We start from the raw sequence: 18903 nt of genomic DNA, 5'->3' as shown, positions 1-18903 counted from the left end.
CCCGCGATCGAGCTAGATGGACGGATTATTAAGGAAAGCGATGACATTTTGATCGCTTTGGAAAAGGTATTTGATCCATTGAACCAAGGGATGGAAGACCGCATGGTGCTTCCTCTACGTCAATTAGAACGACTTTTATTTAGAGCCTGGTGCACTTGGCTGTGTTCTAGAGTCGGTTCCTCTCAACAAGAACAACGCAACCGAGAACAATTTATCGGAGTGGTGGCTCAGGTCGAGGAGGCTCTGGGTCGCACCCCAAGCCCTTACTTTCTAGATAGCTTCGGCATCGTCGATGTCATTTTTACACCTTATGTCGAACGGATGAATGCGAGCCTTTACTACTACAAGGGCTACTCCCTACGAGAGGAAAACCCTCGCTTGAGCGCATGGTTTGCCGCAATGGAAAGCCGACCTACCTACTGCGGTACCCAAAGCGACTTTCACACCCACGTACATGATTTGCCGCCTCAGATGGGGGGTTGTTGGGAAAACGGCGAACCCCAGATGCTTATCAATAAAGCGCGGGTGGATAACGGCCCCTGGTTTGGGCTACCAGATGTTGCTTATCCAGAACCCGAAAATTCTCGTATGGAAGCTCTTAAACGAACTATCGAACACCGCATCAATATTATCCGAGTCAACCCCTTAGATGATAAATTGTTTGATCAAGCGCTACGTTGTGCTTTAACACACATGATGACAGGTGAAGACTGTGTACCTCCATCGGGATCTGATGTCGCTCTCCGATATTTGCGCGATCGCATTAATGTACCACGAGACATGTCTATCTACGCAGCCAAGCGATTGAGGGAATCTCTGGAGAAAACCGCAGCCCTTGCGGGTGATGGACAGCCAGCCCCCATTCCCACTAAGCATCGACGAGATCAAGACCCGTCTAACTTTGCCATCAAGTAAAATATACTGTTAAAAAAATTCGCCGCTAATAACTCTTGCCTTAGCGTCCTTCGCGGTTCGATACCCTAACCATGTCCACCCAACCCACAATTCAAAGCATATACACCGATGGTGCTTGCACCGGCAATCCTGGCCCTGGCGGCTGGGGTGTTGTTGTCTACTTCAGCGATGGTTCAATCCACGAAATGGGCGATGCATCCCCTCATACCACTAATAATAAAATGGAGATGCAAGCTGCGATCGCAGCCCTCCAATTCTTGCAAACATCTGAACAAACCCAACCCATTACCCTGCATACCGATAGCGAATACCTAATTAACTGCGTTACCAAGTGGGTGAAAGGCTGGAAAATGAAAGGCTGGAAAAAATCAGATGGTAAACCAGTCCAAAACCAAGACCTTTTAGAAATTTTGGATCAACTCAATACCCAACAGGTAAAATGGCAACACGTCCGAGGACATTCTGGTAACATAGGTAACGAACGTTGTGATGTGATCGCTCGCACATACGCCAGCGGCAAAACCCCTTCTCTGCAACAATTATCTTCCAAAAATATTTACAAATCTTTACCTTCCCAAAATGAACTAAATGTAGCAAAAGTAGCTGATTATGAAAAAAACTCTAGAATAACTAACCAAAGTCCGCAAGAAATCAGTACTTCTGCACCAGAAATAACCGTTATGGAACCATCAACTGGCCCAACTACGGCCGCAACAGATGAAAAACCGCCAGAAATGAGGGTTTCGCAACTCCGCAGCTTGGTCGAAACTCTGCGTATTGCTGATGAAATTTCTGAAAAAGGCTACTTAATCACCAGTTCTGAGTTAGCAGACTTGATGGATGTCCACGCTAGCGCTGTCACTAGTCGTGGAGATCAATGGCGTTGGCGAAACTGGATAGTGTCACGGGTACGTCGTGAAGGAAATCAAATTCTTTGGGAATTGGAACGTGGGGATCAAGTAGGAGGTGAAGAGGATTAAGGGAATGGGGAGTGGGGAGTGGGGAGTGGGGAATGGGGAATTTTATTTCTAAGTCCTCACTCAGCACTCATCACTAACCACTATACTTGCGTCCTCGCCACTCGCGGGGGGTGCGGAACGCAGATAAGAAGATTCGTAGCACAGCTAAGGGATCGGCTAAAGGGGAAAGCCAGAATAACCAGCCGCCTTTAGCGTTTGTGCGATCATAAGAAGGTGCGATCGCTATTAGCATAGCAAAGCGAATCACCAGCAGGAATAAATTCAGTCCCAGCAGGAGAAGTGTAGGGATGGGTAGAGACGCGATTAATCCCGTCTGTAGCAAGTGTGAGAGTAGGGAAGAAATCAACAGGTAAGTGAGGACAATTAAAAGGGGTAGACCTTGAACAGATGTGAGTAGCCATAAATCTCCCCACAACTGAGAACGAGAAGTTGCATCTTTGAGATCGAGACTGCGCCCCCATTCCTTCCACGTCTCCATCGCCCCTTCATACATCCGTACTTTTAACACCTTTGCGCCATCTAAAAAGCCCACTTTATACCCTTGGATAGCAATATTCCGTGCTAACGTGACATCATCACAAAAAGAACTTCTCGCACTGCTATAACCACCCACAGCAGCAAGAACGGAGCGACGACACAAAAAGCACTGCCCATTAGCCATAACCCGTTCTGGCTGCTCTGCATTAATCCCCGCTGGGTCAAATCGGTAAAGCAGAGTCATCAACAAAGCGGGTTGTAGCCAGCATTCTCCTGGATATTTGAGAATGAACTGGGGTGAAAGGGAAACCAAGTCATAGCCTTGTGCTTCAGCCGTCTTCACCAAACCAGCCACTAAACCAGGATGTGGTTGGATATCAGCATCTAGCCCCAGAAACCACTGACTAGCCTCTGAGCTATATAGAAAACCGTTATGCAACGCCCAAGGACGCCCTACCCAACCATCGGGTAAGGGATCATCTGTCATGATGCGAAAGCGCGGATCTTTCTGCTGTGAGGCTTTTACCAAGTCGGGAGTACCATCACTAGACTTGCTATCTACAACCATAATTTCTCGAACTTCATAGCTTTGCTGACTTAAACCAGCCAACAGAGGGCTAATGCGAAGCGCCTCATTTAGTGTGGGAACCACGACGCTAACTTTACCCAAAAGCTCCGGTGTCGGCTGTTGGGGTTCTATTGGAGGATGGCGTCTTGGCCCCTTTAACAGGCGCGAAAATAGAATTGCCGTTGCTGGTAACTGGATAAGTAGCAATAAAAGGGAGATAGCGCTTTCTACTATCAAAGCGTTGTCATTGGTCATTGGTCATTGGTCATTGGTCATTGGTCATTGGTCATTGGTCATTAGAAATGGGGCATAGGGCATAGGGCATAGGGCATGGGGCATGGGGCATTGACTATTACCCTTGTCTTCCCCATCTCCCTCATCTCCCCCACTCCCCACTCCTTAATTTATCGTCTTATTTCAAGGCAACTTCAACTTTTGCTACTGATACTTCTTTGCTTACTGGTTCAACAGTAACTTGAGCGGGTGTGGTTGAACTCCTTAACCACAGCGCCACAGCCGGAGTTACACCTAGCAATAAACCGAGCAATACAGGTATAGAGAATCCAGCTGCCAAGCTGAGTCCGGCGGCGAAGGCAAAGTTAGTTAAATAAACGACTAAAGGCAGATTGAGTTGCGATCGCTCTAATTTAATCGAAGCGTTTCTCCACAATAATCCTGCCACACTCATGAACAGTGTACTAGTACCAAACCAACCTGCATAATTCTGGTATGGTGTCCCAAAGAAAGCTCCTGGTTGTTCCCAATACCAGAAAGGCAAAGAAGATTGACTCATAGCTGGCTCAAGAGCAAAGTCCCAGCAAGTAAAGAGCAAAGCACCAACGGCAATAGCAGCAATATGGCGTCCCCAACTGGGTTTTTGAGCTACTTTCAAGCCAGTTCTAGCAATTAAGTAAGACGACAGCCCAACATAAAACCAAGATAAAGGAATAGTGAAAGGAACTAGCCCGCCAATCTTATAACCCAAGCCACTTAAGTAGCTATAATCACCAAATGGAAACCCTGTGCTAGTTCCCAGAAGTTCACTCCCCAAAGATATAAACACAGCAGGCAGCATAAATGCTAGCCAATTTCCTAATCCCAAGGTTCGGTAGGCATAAATAGAAACAGCTACCGTCCCCAAGATAATATCAACAACACCGCCACCAGCCATACTTAACTGTATGGCAGTTTCTCCAACCTGCGATAAGTTGAAAATTATTTCGGCATTAGGTACTACCAGTAGCATCCCTACCAGTCCAAAGGCTTTTGACACGATATGACCAATGAGGCATACGCGTTCAGCAATAACAAGTTGTCTCATGATAATTCCTTAACAAGATGTGACACGCGGCTACTCGGCTGCTAACAGTTTACAAATGTTTAACAACATATTTAACTACTTTGTACCGCAATTCTCGACAAACTTGTTTGGCTTTCTTGGGAACAGCATAACAGCCTATTGATTGAAGCTATAAGAAATATGATGTTAAACTTACTAGTCTAAGCCATATAGTCAAAATCTACATAATTTCATCTCCAATAACTTCTAGTTTCTCGTCTCATTGATAGCCACATCGTGAAAAACTCCTTTTATACTGGGATATCTTTGAGGGAGAACAACCATCATCAACTGAGCAAGCCCTCAAGCAAAATAAAGTCTTGAGTTACTAGACTTAGTTATGGGATCTTGACCCTGTACTAGAAATATAAACCCATGTCAATTTTGAAAAGAGTTCCTTGGGTGTCGCTGGCGCTAGTACTGCTGAGTTACAGTACTTTGGGCTGGGTAATATCTGAAACACGTGCCCCTCTGTTTGTGTGGGTGGCAACTGTAGTTGCTATCTTGCTTTTAATAGTAACGTTGACTGCTCCTTGGCCAAAGATGACATATTACTACAGTATTTTGCTTCAATCAAATACCAGGTCTTTCGGCGTTGCCGTCTTAGCAGCTTTCTTATTCTTTATCATGATTGCCTGGTTTCGAGTATTTCTTGATACCTTACTCATCATTTCAGCGACTATATTAGTCAGGATAGATTTTCAAAGAGCGGGTCTTAGGGAAGGACTAGCCTTTTACACTGCATCTATTTTTTCATTGGGAGGTTTAGCTTTGGGTGCGCTAATTTACAAGTTAATATATTCCCAAATTCCGCTAACGTGATCAAATATAACCGAAAAAGCTAGCAATGCCTGGGTTGGGCTGCGCCAACGCTTCAGAATCACTATTACATTACCCATAACTTACTGTTTAGCTCAGATTCCCAACTTCTTAAACAAGTCGGGAATATTTTTCTTCTCTTGTTTTTCAATACTTAAGTTCAAAATGCAGGCTGTTCAAATAGCATTAGAGAGAGGAAAAAATCCATAATAAAAATTGACACCCAACTAGTAACAACTGCTTTTGTTGCCGATTCTCCTACTTCCTTTGCTCCCCCTCTAGTAGTTAAACCCCAACTACAGCCAATGACAGCAACCAGCACTCCGAAAATAAATCCTTTTAGCAAAATAATAAACAAATCTGACGGTTGTAAAAAATTTCTAACTGATTCTAAAAATGTTTCGGGAATAATTTTGTAAAACTGTGATGCAGCAAAAACTCCGCCGATGATGCCCGTAACTAAAGCCAAAACCGTCATCAAAGGCACCATCAAACAACAAGCAATTACTCTAGGAAGTACTAGATAATCAATAGGATCAGTTTTGAGCATATAAAGTGCATCAATTTGCTCGGTGACTCGCATTGCACCTATTTCTGCTGCAAAAGCAGAACCAACTTGTCCAGCCATAATACTAGCGGTCAAAATTGGAGCCAATTCTCTGCAAAAAGCTAAGGCGAAAGCACCTCCCACAGCATTGACAGCCCCAAATCGGACTAATTCTCTCGCTGTCTGAATAGTAAAAATCATACCGGCAAAACCGCTGACAAGTAGAACTGGAGAGATAGAACCTGGGCCAGCAGTCACCAGATGTTGCAGAATCTTGCGATAGTAAGTTTTTCCTTGGAGTAAATGTAGCCACACCTGACCGAAAAGCAATACTGCTGCAAAACAGCGTGTAATCCAAGGTTGCTCAAAATTTGTTTTTGGTTGCAATTTTATCGTCCTTACGACTGACTTTTTTTGCACATTAGGTTATTTAAACTCTCCAAAATAAGACTACATACAGATACAAATGGCGGAAACTCAGCCAGATGTAATCTGACTTTCTCAATTACGTAGACGTAAAAAGTGTTGCTTCCCGCAGGATATTAGGAATTGGTATTAGGGTATGGTACATGAACAGACGCACTAGATGTTTATCCTCAAAGTAGAGGAGGTGTTTGGGGATGGTTCAATTTAGCTTAGTAAACTTTAGCCGAAAATAGTACATAAAACATGTGAGCTTTTTTTGCTGCGGTTCTGATGCTTTGTATGCTAGGGAGTTAAAATCTCTGGTCTATCAAACTGGGAAAAGTAATTGACTCAACTAAAAGGGTTTAAAAATTTAATAATATTGCCAAATAATTCCAAATAATTTTTTATGAACAGAATTAAATACATAATATGTATGTTCTTATTAATACTGCCTTTCTCCGTGGTAAATCCGGCTTTTGCATCTGTATGCCGCAATTACGATGTCTACGACGGTTTACGCCACCAGATTTGCATTCTCAGTATTAGCCGAAGTGCCAAAAATTATTGGGAATACAGGGCAACCGTTAGCGTAGATGGAGTAAAAAGACCCACCGAGGTTTACAATTGTCGTGAACGAGTAAAGGTTCAAGAGAGCGGGACTGTTTTGCCCTTTGAGCAAAAAGCCCCTGGTGAGATGGTATGCAGCTTTTTTAATTCTTCTCGGCGGTAAACACCCGCCAGATAATGAAGACAGTGAAACCTAGATAGGCGAATACTGTTAGCCATTCTTGCCAGCTACCAAATCCATTGTTCATCAGCAAAAGTAGGAAAATTAATATTTCTCTATCCTACACGCTGACGCTACCAGTTAGTTGCTGTATCTTGGGAGACGAAGGAAGGCTACTCAAAAATTCTTAGTTAATTTTCCGGAATCGATACCAATGGGGTGGTAGTACATATCAAGAGCATCGATATTATACTGAACCTCTATAACTAACCTTCGGGGAATATAGCCCCATTGTTTCCACTCAAAACCCGGTCTTAATGACCGGGTTTTTGATTTTATGTGATTTTGCTTACCTCTTCGCTTTCCATTCTTCTGGATTTCCGTATATCCACAGTATGGACATTGCACAGTAGATAACCTCAATTTATCACTCTATTATGCAACGCCGATTTGATTAGCGATCGCAGGGCTGTATTTTTCCATCAGCACTGACCTAACCGCAGCAGTATGCTGATAACGCAACTTTGACCAGTCCAGAGTGCTTGCATCATAACTGCCGTTAATAAATTAATATTTTACTACTTTGCTTAGAAACTTTTTAACAAAATATTTATCTACTTTACTACTTTGGATAGATAATTTCAAAAGTATTACTTCTGTAGAGTTATGTTCATTAACAGTCGAATATTTGTTTATATTTCCAATACAGAATTCGACGTTATTTCTTATGGCCAAAGAAGAATTAAGATTTTACCCATTTTTTTACGAAAGAGGAATATATAGGAATTAGATTGGATTTATTAACTTACTTGTGTAGGGAGGGAACAGGGTACAGAAAGAAGGGAATAGATGTGTATTTAGTTTTTTCAAAAATCAAATAGGAGTTCTATAATAATTCAATTTAAATGTGAAAAAACCGAAATTAAAAGTACAGTTTTCTAAACTTTTAAACGATTTTATTTCTCATGCTATTTCTTTTTGAATATGTGCATAGAGGACTTAGCAAAAACTCCGCTGTAGGGTAAATTCATGTAGATGCAAAGCAGATTACCGCAGGGTATTACCTCTACATAAATCAAGCGCAGCCTCATATACCAGTTTGAGAATCATCCACTCCCACCCTTGCTACAAAAATTAGTTAGTAGAACATAAACTAAAAGTAGCCAGAAAACAACCTTAAACGAAATTTTTCACAGCTATAAAAAGCTTTGCAAAGGAATTCAGACTTTCACCCTTTCACACTAGCAGCAATATTGTTCATGTTGAGTAGATGAGGATATTCGTTGAGAGTGATTTAAGATGTGAAAGTCGAATATTCTTTGTGATATTTTAACGAACAGATTCCAAAATTACTGTCGTCAAGATTAAGCAAAGAAGAATAAGTCCGCACCGGAAAATAACCCAATAGAAAACAAAGGGTAGTAGACTCATCGCAATATGTGAGCTTCCGAAAATAGCTGACAAAACGTAAGCGATCGCTAGACCAAATAATCCCAATGCAAAATATTTAATGAACTGGGAAGTCAAACGAAATAAAAAGCTGTGACGATTCGTATCCATGTTTTCCTCCTGATAAATAAATACAAAATAACAGGGTTGACGTGGCACTTTTTAGTACCATATCAACCCTGTTGTAGTCTTTTCCTAGACTCTCTTGGGCTGGAAAATTATTCACTTGTTCACCTCAAGAACGAAAACAATTTTCTACTGTTTCTCTAAAACTTGAGATGAAATAACTAGCTGGTAATTAGCTAAGTAAGTCGGTGCAATTAAAACTAACTGGTGGGGGCTGTCATTTGTCCTTTGTCATTAGTCATTAGTCATTGATAAGGGTTTTAAGCCTATTTACGTTTCGTAACATAATTTGGTTTATTCTCACCTACTTACTTAGAGCAATCAACAAAAACAACTAAAATCAGTCAATATCCAACAATTCAGATACCATCAAGCCAAATATCGGCGCGGTATTTCCCTTCTTGCATTTAGAAAAGTCTAGGCTGAGTAATCCAAACCCCTTTTTTAACAATCCCCTCAATCCCACTCGAAAGCGATCGCGATAGATAGATATCTGACTTTGGGTATCTGTCGGTAACTCCTCTAAATACCTATTTAGATCCGCATGAACGCAACGAAAAGAACCTCGGAAGGAGATGACACGCACTTCAAACTCTTCGGTTCCGATCTTGCGGATAGTCACTTCAATTATTCCATCCTTGCAAGTGTGACAGGCAAGAATATCTTTCTCAAGCAACTCAAATAATTCCTGAGCAGAATTTGAAGTTTCAGGTGTTGGCATAATGTGGGGTACCTCAGTGCTAGTTACTTCAGCTATCCTCGCGATTCACACCTAATTTGTTATCGATTTTACATTTATTGTTATAGATTCTACATTTACTTGATTAATCTTGTCAATCAGGTTGATAAGTAGAATTAACAAGTTGATAACAATTGATAATTTAGAGTATAGTTAGTAGTGGCTTGTCAATACGCTTTTGTGTATAAATGCTAGGCGATGTCTACGACGGGCTACGCCAAGGCACGGGACTAGGGAATGGGAAACCCGTTGAAGGAGGCAGAAGGCAGGAGGCAGGAGGAAAACAGCCTTTCTTGATAAATAAGTAGAGATATATCTCACATCTACCTCACATATATATATAAATAGTTTTGGCTGGAGAAATTTACTTCATGACGGAAATTCCTGAAAGTTTCTTGAGAGCGGTTACAGCCGAACACAACGTATCTGAGGCTGAGGTAAGTGCCTTACTTCTAGCTTTAGCTGGCCAAACGGCAGAATCTATTGCAACCACTCTCGAAATTAGTGCAGCCGCAGTGCGAAAGCGACTTGGTTCGGTTTACCAAAAGTTTGACATTGCTGGGAGTACTCCTGGGAAATTAGAGGTAATCAGGAGTATCTTCCAGGAAAGATATCAGTTATCAACAGTAGTTAATGCCTCATCCTGTTATGATTTTGGCGAAGCGCCTGATGTCCCGGTTTTCTTTGGGCGTGAGTCGGAGTTAGAGGTTTTAGAGGAATGGGTAAATAAAGATCGTTCCCGACTGGTGGGAATATTCGGGATGGGGGGAATTGGTAAAACAGCCTTATCTATTAAGCTGGCACAGAAAATTCAGGGACAGTTTGAGTATGTTATCTGGCGATCGCTACGTCATGCACCCTCTGTTAAGGAGATTTTTGCAGACCTGATTGAGTTTTTCTCTAAAAAGAATGAGCCTAAAGAAGTAGGAATTTCGCAATTGATTGCCTTTTTGCGGAAACATCGCTGTTTATTGGTACTGGATAATGTTGAGTCAGTCCTACTTGGAGGTGATTATGTCGGACAATATCGAGAAGGATATGAAGAATATGGAGAATTTTTCCGGCAAGTTGGGGAAATGCCTCATCAAAGCTGTTTGATTTTAACTAGTCGTGAAAGTCCGAAAGAAATCGTCACCTTAGAAGGGAATAATCTTAAAGTTCGATCATTGCAGCTAAGTGGGCTAGAAAAGATCGCTGCAAAAAGCATATTTGTAGGCAAAGGTGATTTTCTGGGTTCAGAGAAAGACTGGAACAAGTTAATTAATCAATATGCAGGTAATCCTTTAGCTTTAAAAATCGTTTGCAATACGATTCAAGAAGTTTTTGGTAGCAATATATCAGAGTTCATTAGTTGTGATATTTCCGTATTATTTGGAGATATTCGCAACCTTCTAGAACAGCAGTTTAATCGGCTATCGAATTTAGAAAAGGAAATTTTATACTGGCTAGGAATTAATTGCAAGCCTACGTCTTTTGGCGAATTACAAGCAGATATTATTTCAACTACATCACAACCACAATTAATAGAAGCTTTAGAATCTCTGCGGCGGCGATCGCTAATTTTTAACGAGAAGGGTTTGGCGAAATTCATGCTTCAAGCTGTAGTGATGGAATATATCATTAGCCAATTTGTTAACCAGGTTTGTGAAGAAATTGTTTCTGAGATTAATTTAGAAAATATTTCCTTGTTAAAAAGCCACGCTTTACTCAAAGCGCAGACAGAAGGAAAGGTCAGAAATGCCCAAATTCGTTTGATTTTAGTACCAGTTGTTGAAAAGCTAATTAATAGATTTGGTAATAAAGACCGAATTAAAGAACATCTCTTAAAAATAATAAAATTCTTGCAAGTAAATACTCCTTTGACATCAGGCTATGCTGGTGGGAATATTATTAACCTTCTTTGTCATCAAGGAATTGATTTAAATGGGTGTGATTTTTCCAATTTTAAGATATGGCAAGCATACCTAGTAAGTGTAAACTTGCATAATGTCAACTTTGCTAACTCTGATTTATCTAAATCTGTATTTACAGGAATATTCGATAGTATTTTATCAGTGGCATTTAACCCTGTAAATGGAGAAATTGTTGCGACAGGTGACGCTGATGGTCGAATTAGCTTTTGGCAAGCTACTTATGGTGAGCAACTATTTCATTGGAAGGCACATGATAACTGGGTAAGAACTGTTGCTTTTAGTCCCGATGGTAAAACTTTAGTCAGTTGTAGTGATGATCATACTGTGAAAATTTGGGATGTTGATAGCCAAAAACAACTGATGAAACTTGATGGACATAATAGCTGGGTCAGGTCTGTTGCCTTCAGTCATGATGGCAAAATTGTCGCCAGCGCTAGTAGTGATAAAACCATTAGACTCTGGGATCTAGATACCCAAAAATGCTGGGAAATTTTAGAAGATCATAATGATTTTGTTCGTTCTGTTGTCTTTAGCCCTGATGGAAAAATACTCGCTAGTGGTAGTGCTGACCAAACTGTTAGGCTTTGGGATGTAAAAACGGGTAAATGTTTGAAAACTCTTAAGGGACATACCAAATTAGTCCAGTCTGTAGTTTTTAGTTCTGATGGGGAAATACTTGCCAGTTGTAGCGACGACAAAACTGTGAAACTCTGGGATGTTAAAACGGGGAAGTTATTAAACACTTTGTCAGGACACACCAATTTAATCCATTCTATAGCCTTGAGTCCCATCTCTTCTTCAGAAGGAGGAGGGATTATTGCCAGTTGTAGCGACGACAAAACTGTGAAACTCTGGGATATTCAAACAGGGAAATTATTAAAAACTTTAGAAGCGCACAGTAATTCTATTCTCTCTGTTGCATTTAGTCCCGATGGAAAAACACTCGCTAGTGGTGGCTATGACAAAACCGTTCGGTTCTGGGACATCGAGACTTATCAATGCATCCAAATCTTGCAGGGATACACTAATTGGGTACACGATTTAGCCCTCAGTCCAGATGGGAAGATAATTGCTAGTAGTAATGATGATAAAACCGTCAGGCTATGGGATGTTGAGACTGACCAATGTATCAGCACCTTGGAAGGACACGCTGGCCGACTTTGGTCTGTTGCTTTTAGTCCGCTTCCTGGGGAACTATTAGCTAGCGGCGGTGATGACCAAACTATCCGCTTTTGGGATACTCTGAGTGGACAGTGTGTGAAAGTTTTGCAAAATAGCGATCGCATCCGCTCTATTGCTTTTAGTTATGATGGTCAAATTCTAGCTAGTAGTAGTATTGACTGCAACATTAAGCTATGGAATATTAGGACTGGCCAATGCTTTGAAACATTACACGGACATACAAATTGGGTGCAGTCTATCAGTTTTAGCCCTGATGGTGAAATTCTCGCAAGTGGAAGTGATGATCAAACACTGCGGCTATGGAATGTTCATACAGGGGAATGTATTCGGGTTTTGGAAGGACATACTATGCGAATATGGTCTGTTGCTTTTCAAGGGCAATTTGGAGGGCTATTAGCTAGTGGCGGTGATGACAAAACAGTACGGCTATGGGATGTTCAGACTGGCGAATGTTCCAAAATTTTAGTCAATAATGATTGGATACGTTCTGTTGCTTTTAGTCCTGATGGTAAGATTATTGGCTGTGCTTGTGTTAATCACACTATAGAAATTTGGGATATTGACACAGGTAAACGTCTGATTATTTTGCAAGGACATAGTAATTGGGTTCGTTCTGTTGCCTTTAGTTCTGATGGAACTTTGTATAGTGGTTCCCAGGATGGAGCTATTAAGCAATGGAATGTCAAAACTGGAGAGTGTATCAAAACACTCATGTCAAAAAGACCTTATGAAGGAATGAATATCAAGGGTATTTCCGGTCTAGGGGAAGAACAAAAAAATACACTTAAAGAATTGGGTGCTGTTGAAGATTAATTGGTTAACTAATCATAATGTTCTTTAATTGCACTATAGGACTCATATTTGATTTCTGAAAAAACTCAGTACAACTAAGAAGCCTTCTTTCCTGTTGCCTGTATACGCAAATTAGTTCAGAAATCAAAGCGGATTCCTATATTTTAAATGCGTATTAGTTTCTTTTTGTTAAATCTCATTATTTTTTTGTGAGGATTGCCATTATGCCAAATTATATCGGTTGGATGATTTACCAAAACAAACTTGTTTTTATTATAGTTTCCAGATAATTTTTGTATTTTATATAAATTAAAAATAATAATTAAATGTCACAACTTAAACCTAAAAAGATTGAGTTATATGAAATTAAAGATATAGATCGGCTGCCTCAACTGCAAAAATTTTCAACAGCAGACCGCTTGGCAATGAAAGCAGTTGCCCAAGTATTGCCGTTCCGTGTCAATAATTACGTAGTAGAGGAACTGATTGACTGGGAGAATATTCCCAATGATCCCATCTTTCGCCTTACCTTTCCTCAAAAAGAAATGTTGGCTCCTGAATCTCTAGACAAGGTTATTTGGCATCTGCAAAATTCTACACCAGAAGACCTGCGTCAAGTAGTAAATACGATGCGATCGCAACTTAACCCCCATCCAGCCGGACAGGTACATAATATTCCCACTTTAGACGGAAAACAAGTACCAGGAATTCAACATAAATATCCCGAAACAGTCTTAATTTTTCCGACAGCAGGCCAAACTTGTCATGCATATTGCACATTTTGCTTCCGTTGGCCGCAGTTTGTGAAAATGGACGGAATGAAATTTGCTACCCGTGAATCAGGACTTTTCCAAGAGTATCTCCGCCAACATCAAGAAGTCACAGATGTTTTAATTACTGGCGGAGATCCAATGACAATGAAAGCTAGACATCTGGCTTTATATATTGAACCACTGCTAAATTCTGGTTTTGAACATATTCAAACAATTCGGATTGGTACTAAATCGATCGCTTACTGGCCTTATCGCTTTGTTACAGATGAAGATGCTGATGATATCTTACGTTTGTTTGAGAAAGTAACTAGCTCAGGCAAACATCTTTCTATTATGGCGCACTACGATCATCCGACAGAAATCAAAACTGAAATTGCTCAAGCAGCGCTCCAACGCATTCGTAGTACAGGCGCACAGATTCGCACCCAAGGGCCACTCATGCGGGGAATTAATGATTCTCCGCAAGTATGGATAAAGATGTGGAAAGAACAAGTTCGTCTTGGTTGCATTCCTTACTATATGTTTATAGAACGAGATACTGGAGCAAAACATTGCTTTGAAGTACCAATTATTCGAGCTTGGGAAATTTATCAAGCAGCAATACAAAAAGTGTCTGGGTTAGCTCGTACCGCTCGTGGCCCAGTCATGTCAGCACTACCGGGTAAAGTTGCAGTGGATGGCGTAACTGAGATTTATGGCGAGAAAGTATTTGTACTTTCTTTTTTGCAAGGACGCGATCCCAATTGGTGTAAACGCCCTTTCTTTGCACGTTATGACGAGAAAGCAACCTGGTTAACTGATTTAGTTCCAGCTATGGGAGAAAAGGAATTTTTTTATGAGAATAAGTTACAGGAAATTCTGAAAATACAAAGTTGAATTGGGGATTGGGGATTGGGGATTGGGCACTGGGGACTGGGGATTGGGGATTGGGGACTGGGGATTGGTAGATTGGGGAGGGGGTAGTGGGATGGGGGTATTGGGGGGGGGGTATGGGGGTGGGGGGTGGGGGGATTGGGGATGGGGGACTGGGGATTGGGGACTGGGGACTGGGAAATAATTTATACCTCTTTCCAGAAACTTTTAAGAGATTTTATTGGTCTGGTTCTCCAAATTCTGCAAAAATCAACCAATGTCATCTTCTGCTCAAGGTATTCCCGGATTACCCGATTTGACGCATCCGATTGAGCTTGTTCAATTTGGAACCGAGGCGCTCAAAGCTTCATTATTATTAGTATTTTTGATCGTAGCTTTGGGAGTTGCGATCGCACTGATCAGTTTTTCCCTGCGTCGAAGTCAGCCTGAACAACTTATATTTATTGGCGAATGGGCTGTTCGCTATTCCCAACTGTTGCAGGGATTGCAGCATTTAACTCTAATATTAGTTCTGTTAGTACCGGGATTTTTTCTCTGTTCAACTTTAAGCAATCGCTATCACCACTGGGAACAAGCAAAGGTGGCTCAAGTGGCTGAAAGTGTTGCAGGTGAAAAGCTCGAACAATTTGCGCCCCAAGTCCGCTACTCTATTCGAGAGCCATACTCATATACCACTCAAGTTGATGGCAAAATAGTTAAGGTAAATGAGACACGAGAGATCAATCGCTTTTTAATGCTGGCTGGTTCGCAAATTCAAGTCAAGCTTGACCAAAGTGTAGATGTTCCAGGTCGTAGCTCAATTTATCGCGTAGATTATACTGCTGATTATAAAGTAGTTAACCAACTCAAGTATATTAATAATTTTTTCTTTGAAGTACCACCACCCAACGGCTCCATACTCCTTAAAAGCTACAAAATCGAGCGTGACGGGACTAGGTTACAGCCAAGCAATCCGGGAGACTATGGTTTTCCCTTCCGGCTGCAACCAGGGGAAGAAACCACCTTTCGAGTCACATATCAGGCTAGAGGCGGCCCTCGCTGGGTTTATAGTGCGGGGGGACAGATGCTATCCAACTTCCGCCTTATCGCAATTGCTAACTTTGCTCCAGCTAATTTTGCCAGTGGTATTGAACCTGATGAGATTAAATCTGACGGACGCAGTACGCAATTTACTTGGAAATTTGACGATAATGTTTCAGTTAAAAATCCATTTGGAGTATTTACCAATACCGAGCCTATTGGTAACACGGGGGTAATTCCGCGTCTTTTATTGCTAGCGCCAGCAATATTTTTATGGTGGATACTGTTGTTATATTTGTCACTGCCCATGAGTTTCAAAAATGTAGCGATCGCTGCTAGTATTTTCTTTGCTTGTCTATTGACCTTGACTTATCTAGCTCGCGTTATCAATGCTCAGTTGGCTTGGACTTTAATTTCCATCATCTTACTAATTTTAACGTGGGGATTGGGAGCTAGCCGCAGAGCTTCTTTGGCTGCGATCGTCCCCACAATTGCTGGAGCAGTGCTGCCTATTTTTGGATTATTAGTACCCTTCAGCGGACTCACTCTCAGCCTAGCGGGTTTGCTTTCAGCGATTTGGCTAGCAGTTCGTCACTGGTATAGTTGGTACAATTTGCATCCAGAAGATCAAAGATTGTAGAGCATCGGTCACATCGGTGACAATGGATAATGCCTTCTGCCTAAGCAGAAGAACTCGTCCGAAATCATCAGCGTTTCGCCAGGTTTCAATTATGTGTATATTATTAATTACTTGGGAATAATAGATTAGAAAATAACAATAATATTATTTGCGTTACCCAGAGAATGTTTAAAAAGTAGCAAAATATACTACAATTCCCGCTTCCATTCCCTCATAGGGAAGGTTTGCTCGGTGCTTAAGTTTGTGAGGTATTGCTGTTACCGACAATACTTTTCAAACATCCCTTCAGTGACTAAACATAAAAAGGATTTATCAAAATGGATACTTTCGGTATTTACACCCTTGCGAATGATGTGGTGTTTGACCAACTAGTAGCTTTGCTAAACAGCATTGAGGTGAATGTTAGCGCAGATATTCCTATTTGCATTATTCCTTATGATGAGCGACTAGACTTAGTTAGGCAAGAAGTTAATGCTCGAAAAAATGTAATTCTGTTTGATAATTGGGAGGTAATTCAACGCTGGGAAGAATTTGCTCATCAGGTTTGGGCTGCTCATTCCAGGCAACAAGATACAAAATTATCACACTCTAGCTGGTACAAAAGTCATTTACAAAGAAAGTTTGTTGCCTTTGAAGGGATTTTTGATAAATTTGTATTTTATGATGGCGATAGCTTGGCGATGAAGCCACTCAATAATGTAATTGACAAGTTAGAAACATCCGATTTTGTTTTTGATGACTGGGAACATCTTAAGGATAGGCCTGTTGCAGCTTTGAATATTTCAGTTATAGAAAAAACTGGGCTGTATACAGAAGCAGATATACGTCCTAAGCTGCATTGCTCTAGCTTTTTTGGATCTAAACGGGGGTTATTTACTGTTAAAGAAATTGAAACAATGAAGGAGCTATTAATTACCCATAGGGAAGTTGAATGGATTAATGGATATGGCTGGTGGGATGACGCTTTTTTGTTTAATTATATGACTTTGCGCTGCGATCGCCCACTATTTAACTTTACACTTAGCCCTAATGGCGAAGATAGAACAGGTAACTGTGCCAATGCAGATCCCTTCGTTAACATTAATAATGTTCTTTACAATCAAGACGGCTTAAAACCAATTCATCGCATCCATTACATGAGCTATTCTGCTCGTGATTTCGCCCACTTAAGTCAAGGTAAAGAGGTTAATATCTGTTATGCAAATGAGTTTTTATACTATCGCTTTCTCAAACAGCCAGAACAAAGACCAAAACAGCTAAAACCACTCAGTATAATTGCAAAAACTAATATTTTTTTCAACAAAACAATGAATAAAATTCAAAGAAGTATCCGCTAAATCTAGCTTTATTAGCGATGTATTAAATTAGCAATTGATATGATATAAAATTTCTATTTTATTTTATATGCTTTTAAGTTATTAGTATACAATATGCCTAAAATTACTGTTTGCATTCCTACTTTCAATCGTGTTCATCTCCTACCTTATGCCATTAACAGTGTGCTCAATCAGTCTGAGCAAGATTTTGAGCTAATTGTTTGTGATGACGGTTCTAGCGATGGTACACCTGAATTGATGTCACAGTACACAGACCAGCGGATTAAATATATCCGTCATCTGCAAAATATTGGTAAAAGTAATAATATGCGCTCTGGCTTTGATGCAGCCACCGGTAAATATTTTATTAAATTTGATGATGATGATCGGCTAACACCCGATTTTCTCGCAAGTACCGCAGCTATTCTTGCTCAAGACTCTAGCATTGATTTTGTTGGTACAGACCATTGGATAATTGATATTAATAATGTGCGGGATGAGGCAAAAACTCAAGAAAATACTCGACGCTGGGGTAGGAAGAATTTACCAGCAGGTATTGTAAATAATTTGTTGGAAGTTGTATTTATTCAGCAAAGCTTTCAAGTTGGAGCGACATTATTTCGCCGTCAAACATTGCAAGAATTAGGATATATGCAACCAAATCTCCAAAATTGTGAGGATAATGATTTATTTGTGCGTCTTGCTTTAGCTGGGAAAAATGGCTATTACTTACCAGAATTATTGATGGAATATCGCTATCATGCAGAGCAGCAAGGTATTAATCGAGCTATTCCTTATTTATTTGATAAAATCCGGTATTTAGAAAGTTATAAATTTGAGTCTGAAAAAATAGAGACAACCAGGAAAAATCGTCTAACTGAAACGCAACTATTATTGGGTTTGCGTTTAATTGAAAAGGGTGAAACGCAAAAAGGCAGAGAGTTAGTTTTAGCAGGACAGTCTTTTTCTACTCCTAAAGCTTGGACTGGTTTAGGGTTATCGTTGTTACCAGTTGGCTTGCGAGGTAAGGCTTTTAATGCACTGCGACAGTTGCGGGGTTAGCCTATGGAAATGTGTTGGCGCAGCCCGCCGCAGGTATCGTTTTTTATATCCTAGTGGATAATGTCTCACACAAAGGCGCAAAGAAAATTATCTATTTTACGAGTAATGAGTGGATGAGAAATGGGTATTTACTCATTACTTATTACTCCAGAATCATGCACTGATTTTTGTAATGATTACAGCTTATACCATTTCACGAAAATCTTGATACATATAGATTTTTCGTAGGGGTAAAGCA

14 protein-coding genes and 2 pseudogenes are annotated in these 18903 nt (G+C 40.6%); 9 read left to right on the top strand and 7 right to left on the bottom strand.

Annotated elements, in window-relative coordinates; genetic code table 11:
• Positions 1-915, top strand: a 915-nt coding sequence (locus RRG12_RS36355) for a glutathione S-transferase family protein (protein WP_420762563.1), incomplete at its 5' end; no start/stop codon positions are given.
• A 71-nt stretch (positions 916-986) separates the two neighbouring features.
• Positions 987-1895 (top strand): ribonuclease HI, encoded by a 909-nt coding sequence (gene rnhA / locus RRG12_RS36350; protein ID WP_420761044.1) that lies wholly within the window; start codon positions 987-989, stop codon positions 1893-1895.
• Between the two features lie 73 nt (positions 1896-1968).
• Here the strand turns inward: rnhA and cruG are convergent, their stop codons facing one another.
• Positions 1969-3195, bottom strand: a complete 1227-nt coding sequence (gene cruG, locus RRG12_RS36345) for a 2'-O-glycosyltransferase CruG (RefSeq protein WP_069072928.1) — start codon at positions 3193-3195, stop codon at positions 1969-1971.
• 157 nt (positions 3196-3352) lie between these two features.
• Entirely contained in the window at positions 3353-4261 is a 909-nt protein-coding gene (gene cruF / locus RRG12_RS36340; RefSeq protein WP_069072927.1) for a gamma-carotene 1'-hydroxylase CruF, read from the bottom strand.
• A 393-nt stretch (positions 4262-4654) separates the two neighbouring features.
• Here cruF and RRG12_RS36335 point away from each other — a divergent pair, with 393 nt between their 5' ends.
• Positions 4655-5101, top strand: coding sequence for a hypothetical protein (locus tag RRG12_RS36335; protein WP_420761046.1), 447 nt, complete (start codon positions 4655-4657; stop codon positions 5099-5101).
• Positions 5102-5258: 157 nt separating this feature from the next.
• On the opposite strand, the gene RRG12_RS36330 is transcribed toward RRG12_RS36335, so the two are convergent.
• Positions 5259-6032: an MlaE family lipid ABC transporter permease subunit gene (locus RRG12_RS36330; RefSeq protein WP_069072925.1), complete on the bottom strand. Its 774-nt coding sequence runs from the start codon at positions 6030-6032 to the stop codon at positions 5259-5261.
• Positions 6033-6486: 454 nt separating this feature from the next.
• Between RRG12_RS36330 and RRG12_RS36325 the strand changes: the two genes are divergently transcribed.
• Complete coding sequence (locus tag RRG12_RS36325) at positions 6487-6783, top strand: hypothetical protein (protein ID WP_420761047.1); 297 nt, start codon at positions 6487-6489, stop codon at positions 6781-6783.
• Positions 6784-7107: 324 nt separating this feature from the next.
• Here the strand turns inward: RRG12_RS36325 and RRG12_RS36320 are convergent.
• The 4 genes and pseudogenes from RRG12_RS36320 to RRG12_RS36305 all read right to left on the bottom strand — a co-directional run.
• Positions 7108-7188, bottom strand: a pseudogene (locus RRG12_RS36320) (transposase-like zinc-binding domain-containing protein); the annotation flags it as partial.
• A 39-nt stretch (positions 7189-7227) separates the two neighbouring features.
• A pseudogene (locus RRG12_RS36315) lies at positions 7228-7341 on the bottom strand (integrase); the annotation flags it as partial.
• 768 nt (positions 7342-8109) lie between these two features.
• The gene (locus RRG12_RS36310; protein ID WP_420761048.1) at positions 8110-8340 is read right to left on the bottom strand and encodes a hypothetical protein; all 231 of its coding nucleotides are present in this window, start codon (positions 8338-8340) and stop codon (positions 8110-8112) included.
• Between the two features lie 355 nt (positions 8341-8695).
• Entirely contained in the window at positions 8696-9076 is a 381-nt protein-coding gene (locus RRG12_RS36305) for a hypothetical protein (protein WP_069072923.1), read from the bottom strand.
• A 389-nt stretch (positions 9077-9465) separates the two neighbouring features.
• On the opposite strand from RRG12_RS36305, the gene RRG12_RS36300 reads away from it, so the two are divergent.
• The 5 genes from RRG12_RS36300 (at position 9466) to RRG12_RS36280 (ending at position 18665) form a co-directional block, all read left to right on the top strand.
• Positions 9466-13002: an NB-ARC domain-containing protein gene (locus tag RRG12_RS36300; RefSeq protein WP_420761049.1), complete on the top strand. Its 3537-nt coding sequence runs from the start codon at positions 9466-9468 to the stop codon at positions 13000-13002.
• Positions 13003-13307: 305 nt separating this feature from the next.
• Positions 13308-14630, top strand: coding sequence for a KamA family radical SAM protein (locus RRG12_RS36295; RefSeq protein WP_420762562.1), 1323 nt, complete (start codon positions 13308-13310; stop codon positions 14628-14630).
• A gap of 253 nt (positions 14631-14883) precedes the next feature.
• Positions 14884-16287, top strand: coding sequence for a hypothetical protein (locus RRG12_RS36290; protein ID WP_420762561.1), 1404 nt, complete (start codon positions 14884-14886; stop codon positions 16285-16287).
• 317 nt (positions 16288-16604) lie between these two features.
• Positions 16605-17624, top strand: a complete 1020-nt coding sequence (locus RRG12_RS36285) for an Npun_R2821/Npun_R2822 family protein (protein WP_420762560.1) — start codon at positions 16605-16607, stop codon at positions 17622-17624.
• Positions 17625-17717: 93 nt separating this feature from the next.
• A complete protein-coding gene (locus tag RRG12_RS36280; RefSeq protein ID WP_069073591.1) occupies positions 17718-18665 on the top strand; it encodes a glycosyltransferase family 2 protein in 948 nt (315 codons plus the stop codon).
• Positions 18666-18903 lie beyond the last annotated feature (238 nt).

The organism is Nostoc sp. CALU 546 (assembly GCF_048836525.1).
The sequence above is the reverse complement of the archived record's forward strand: the minus strand, read 5'-3'. Positions and strand labels throughout refer to the sequence as shown.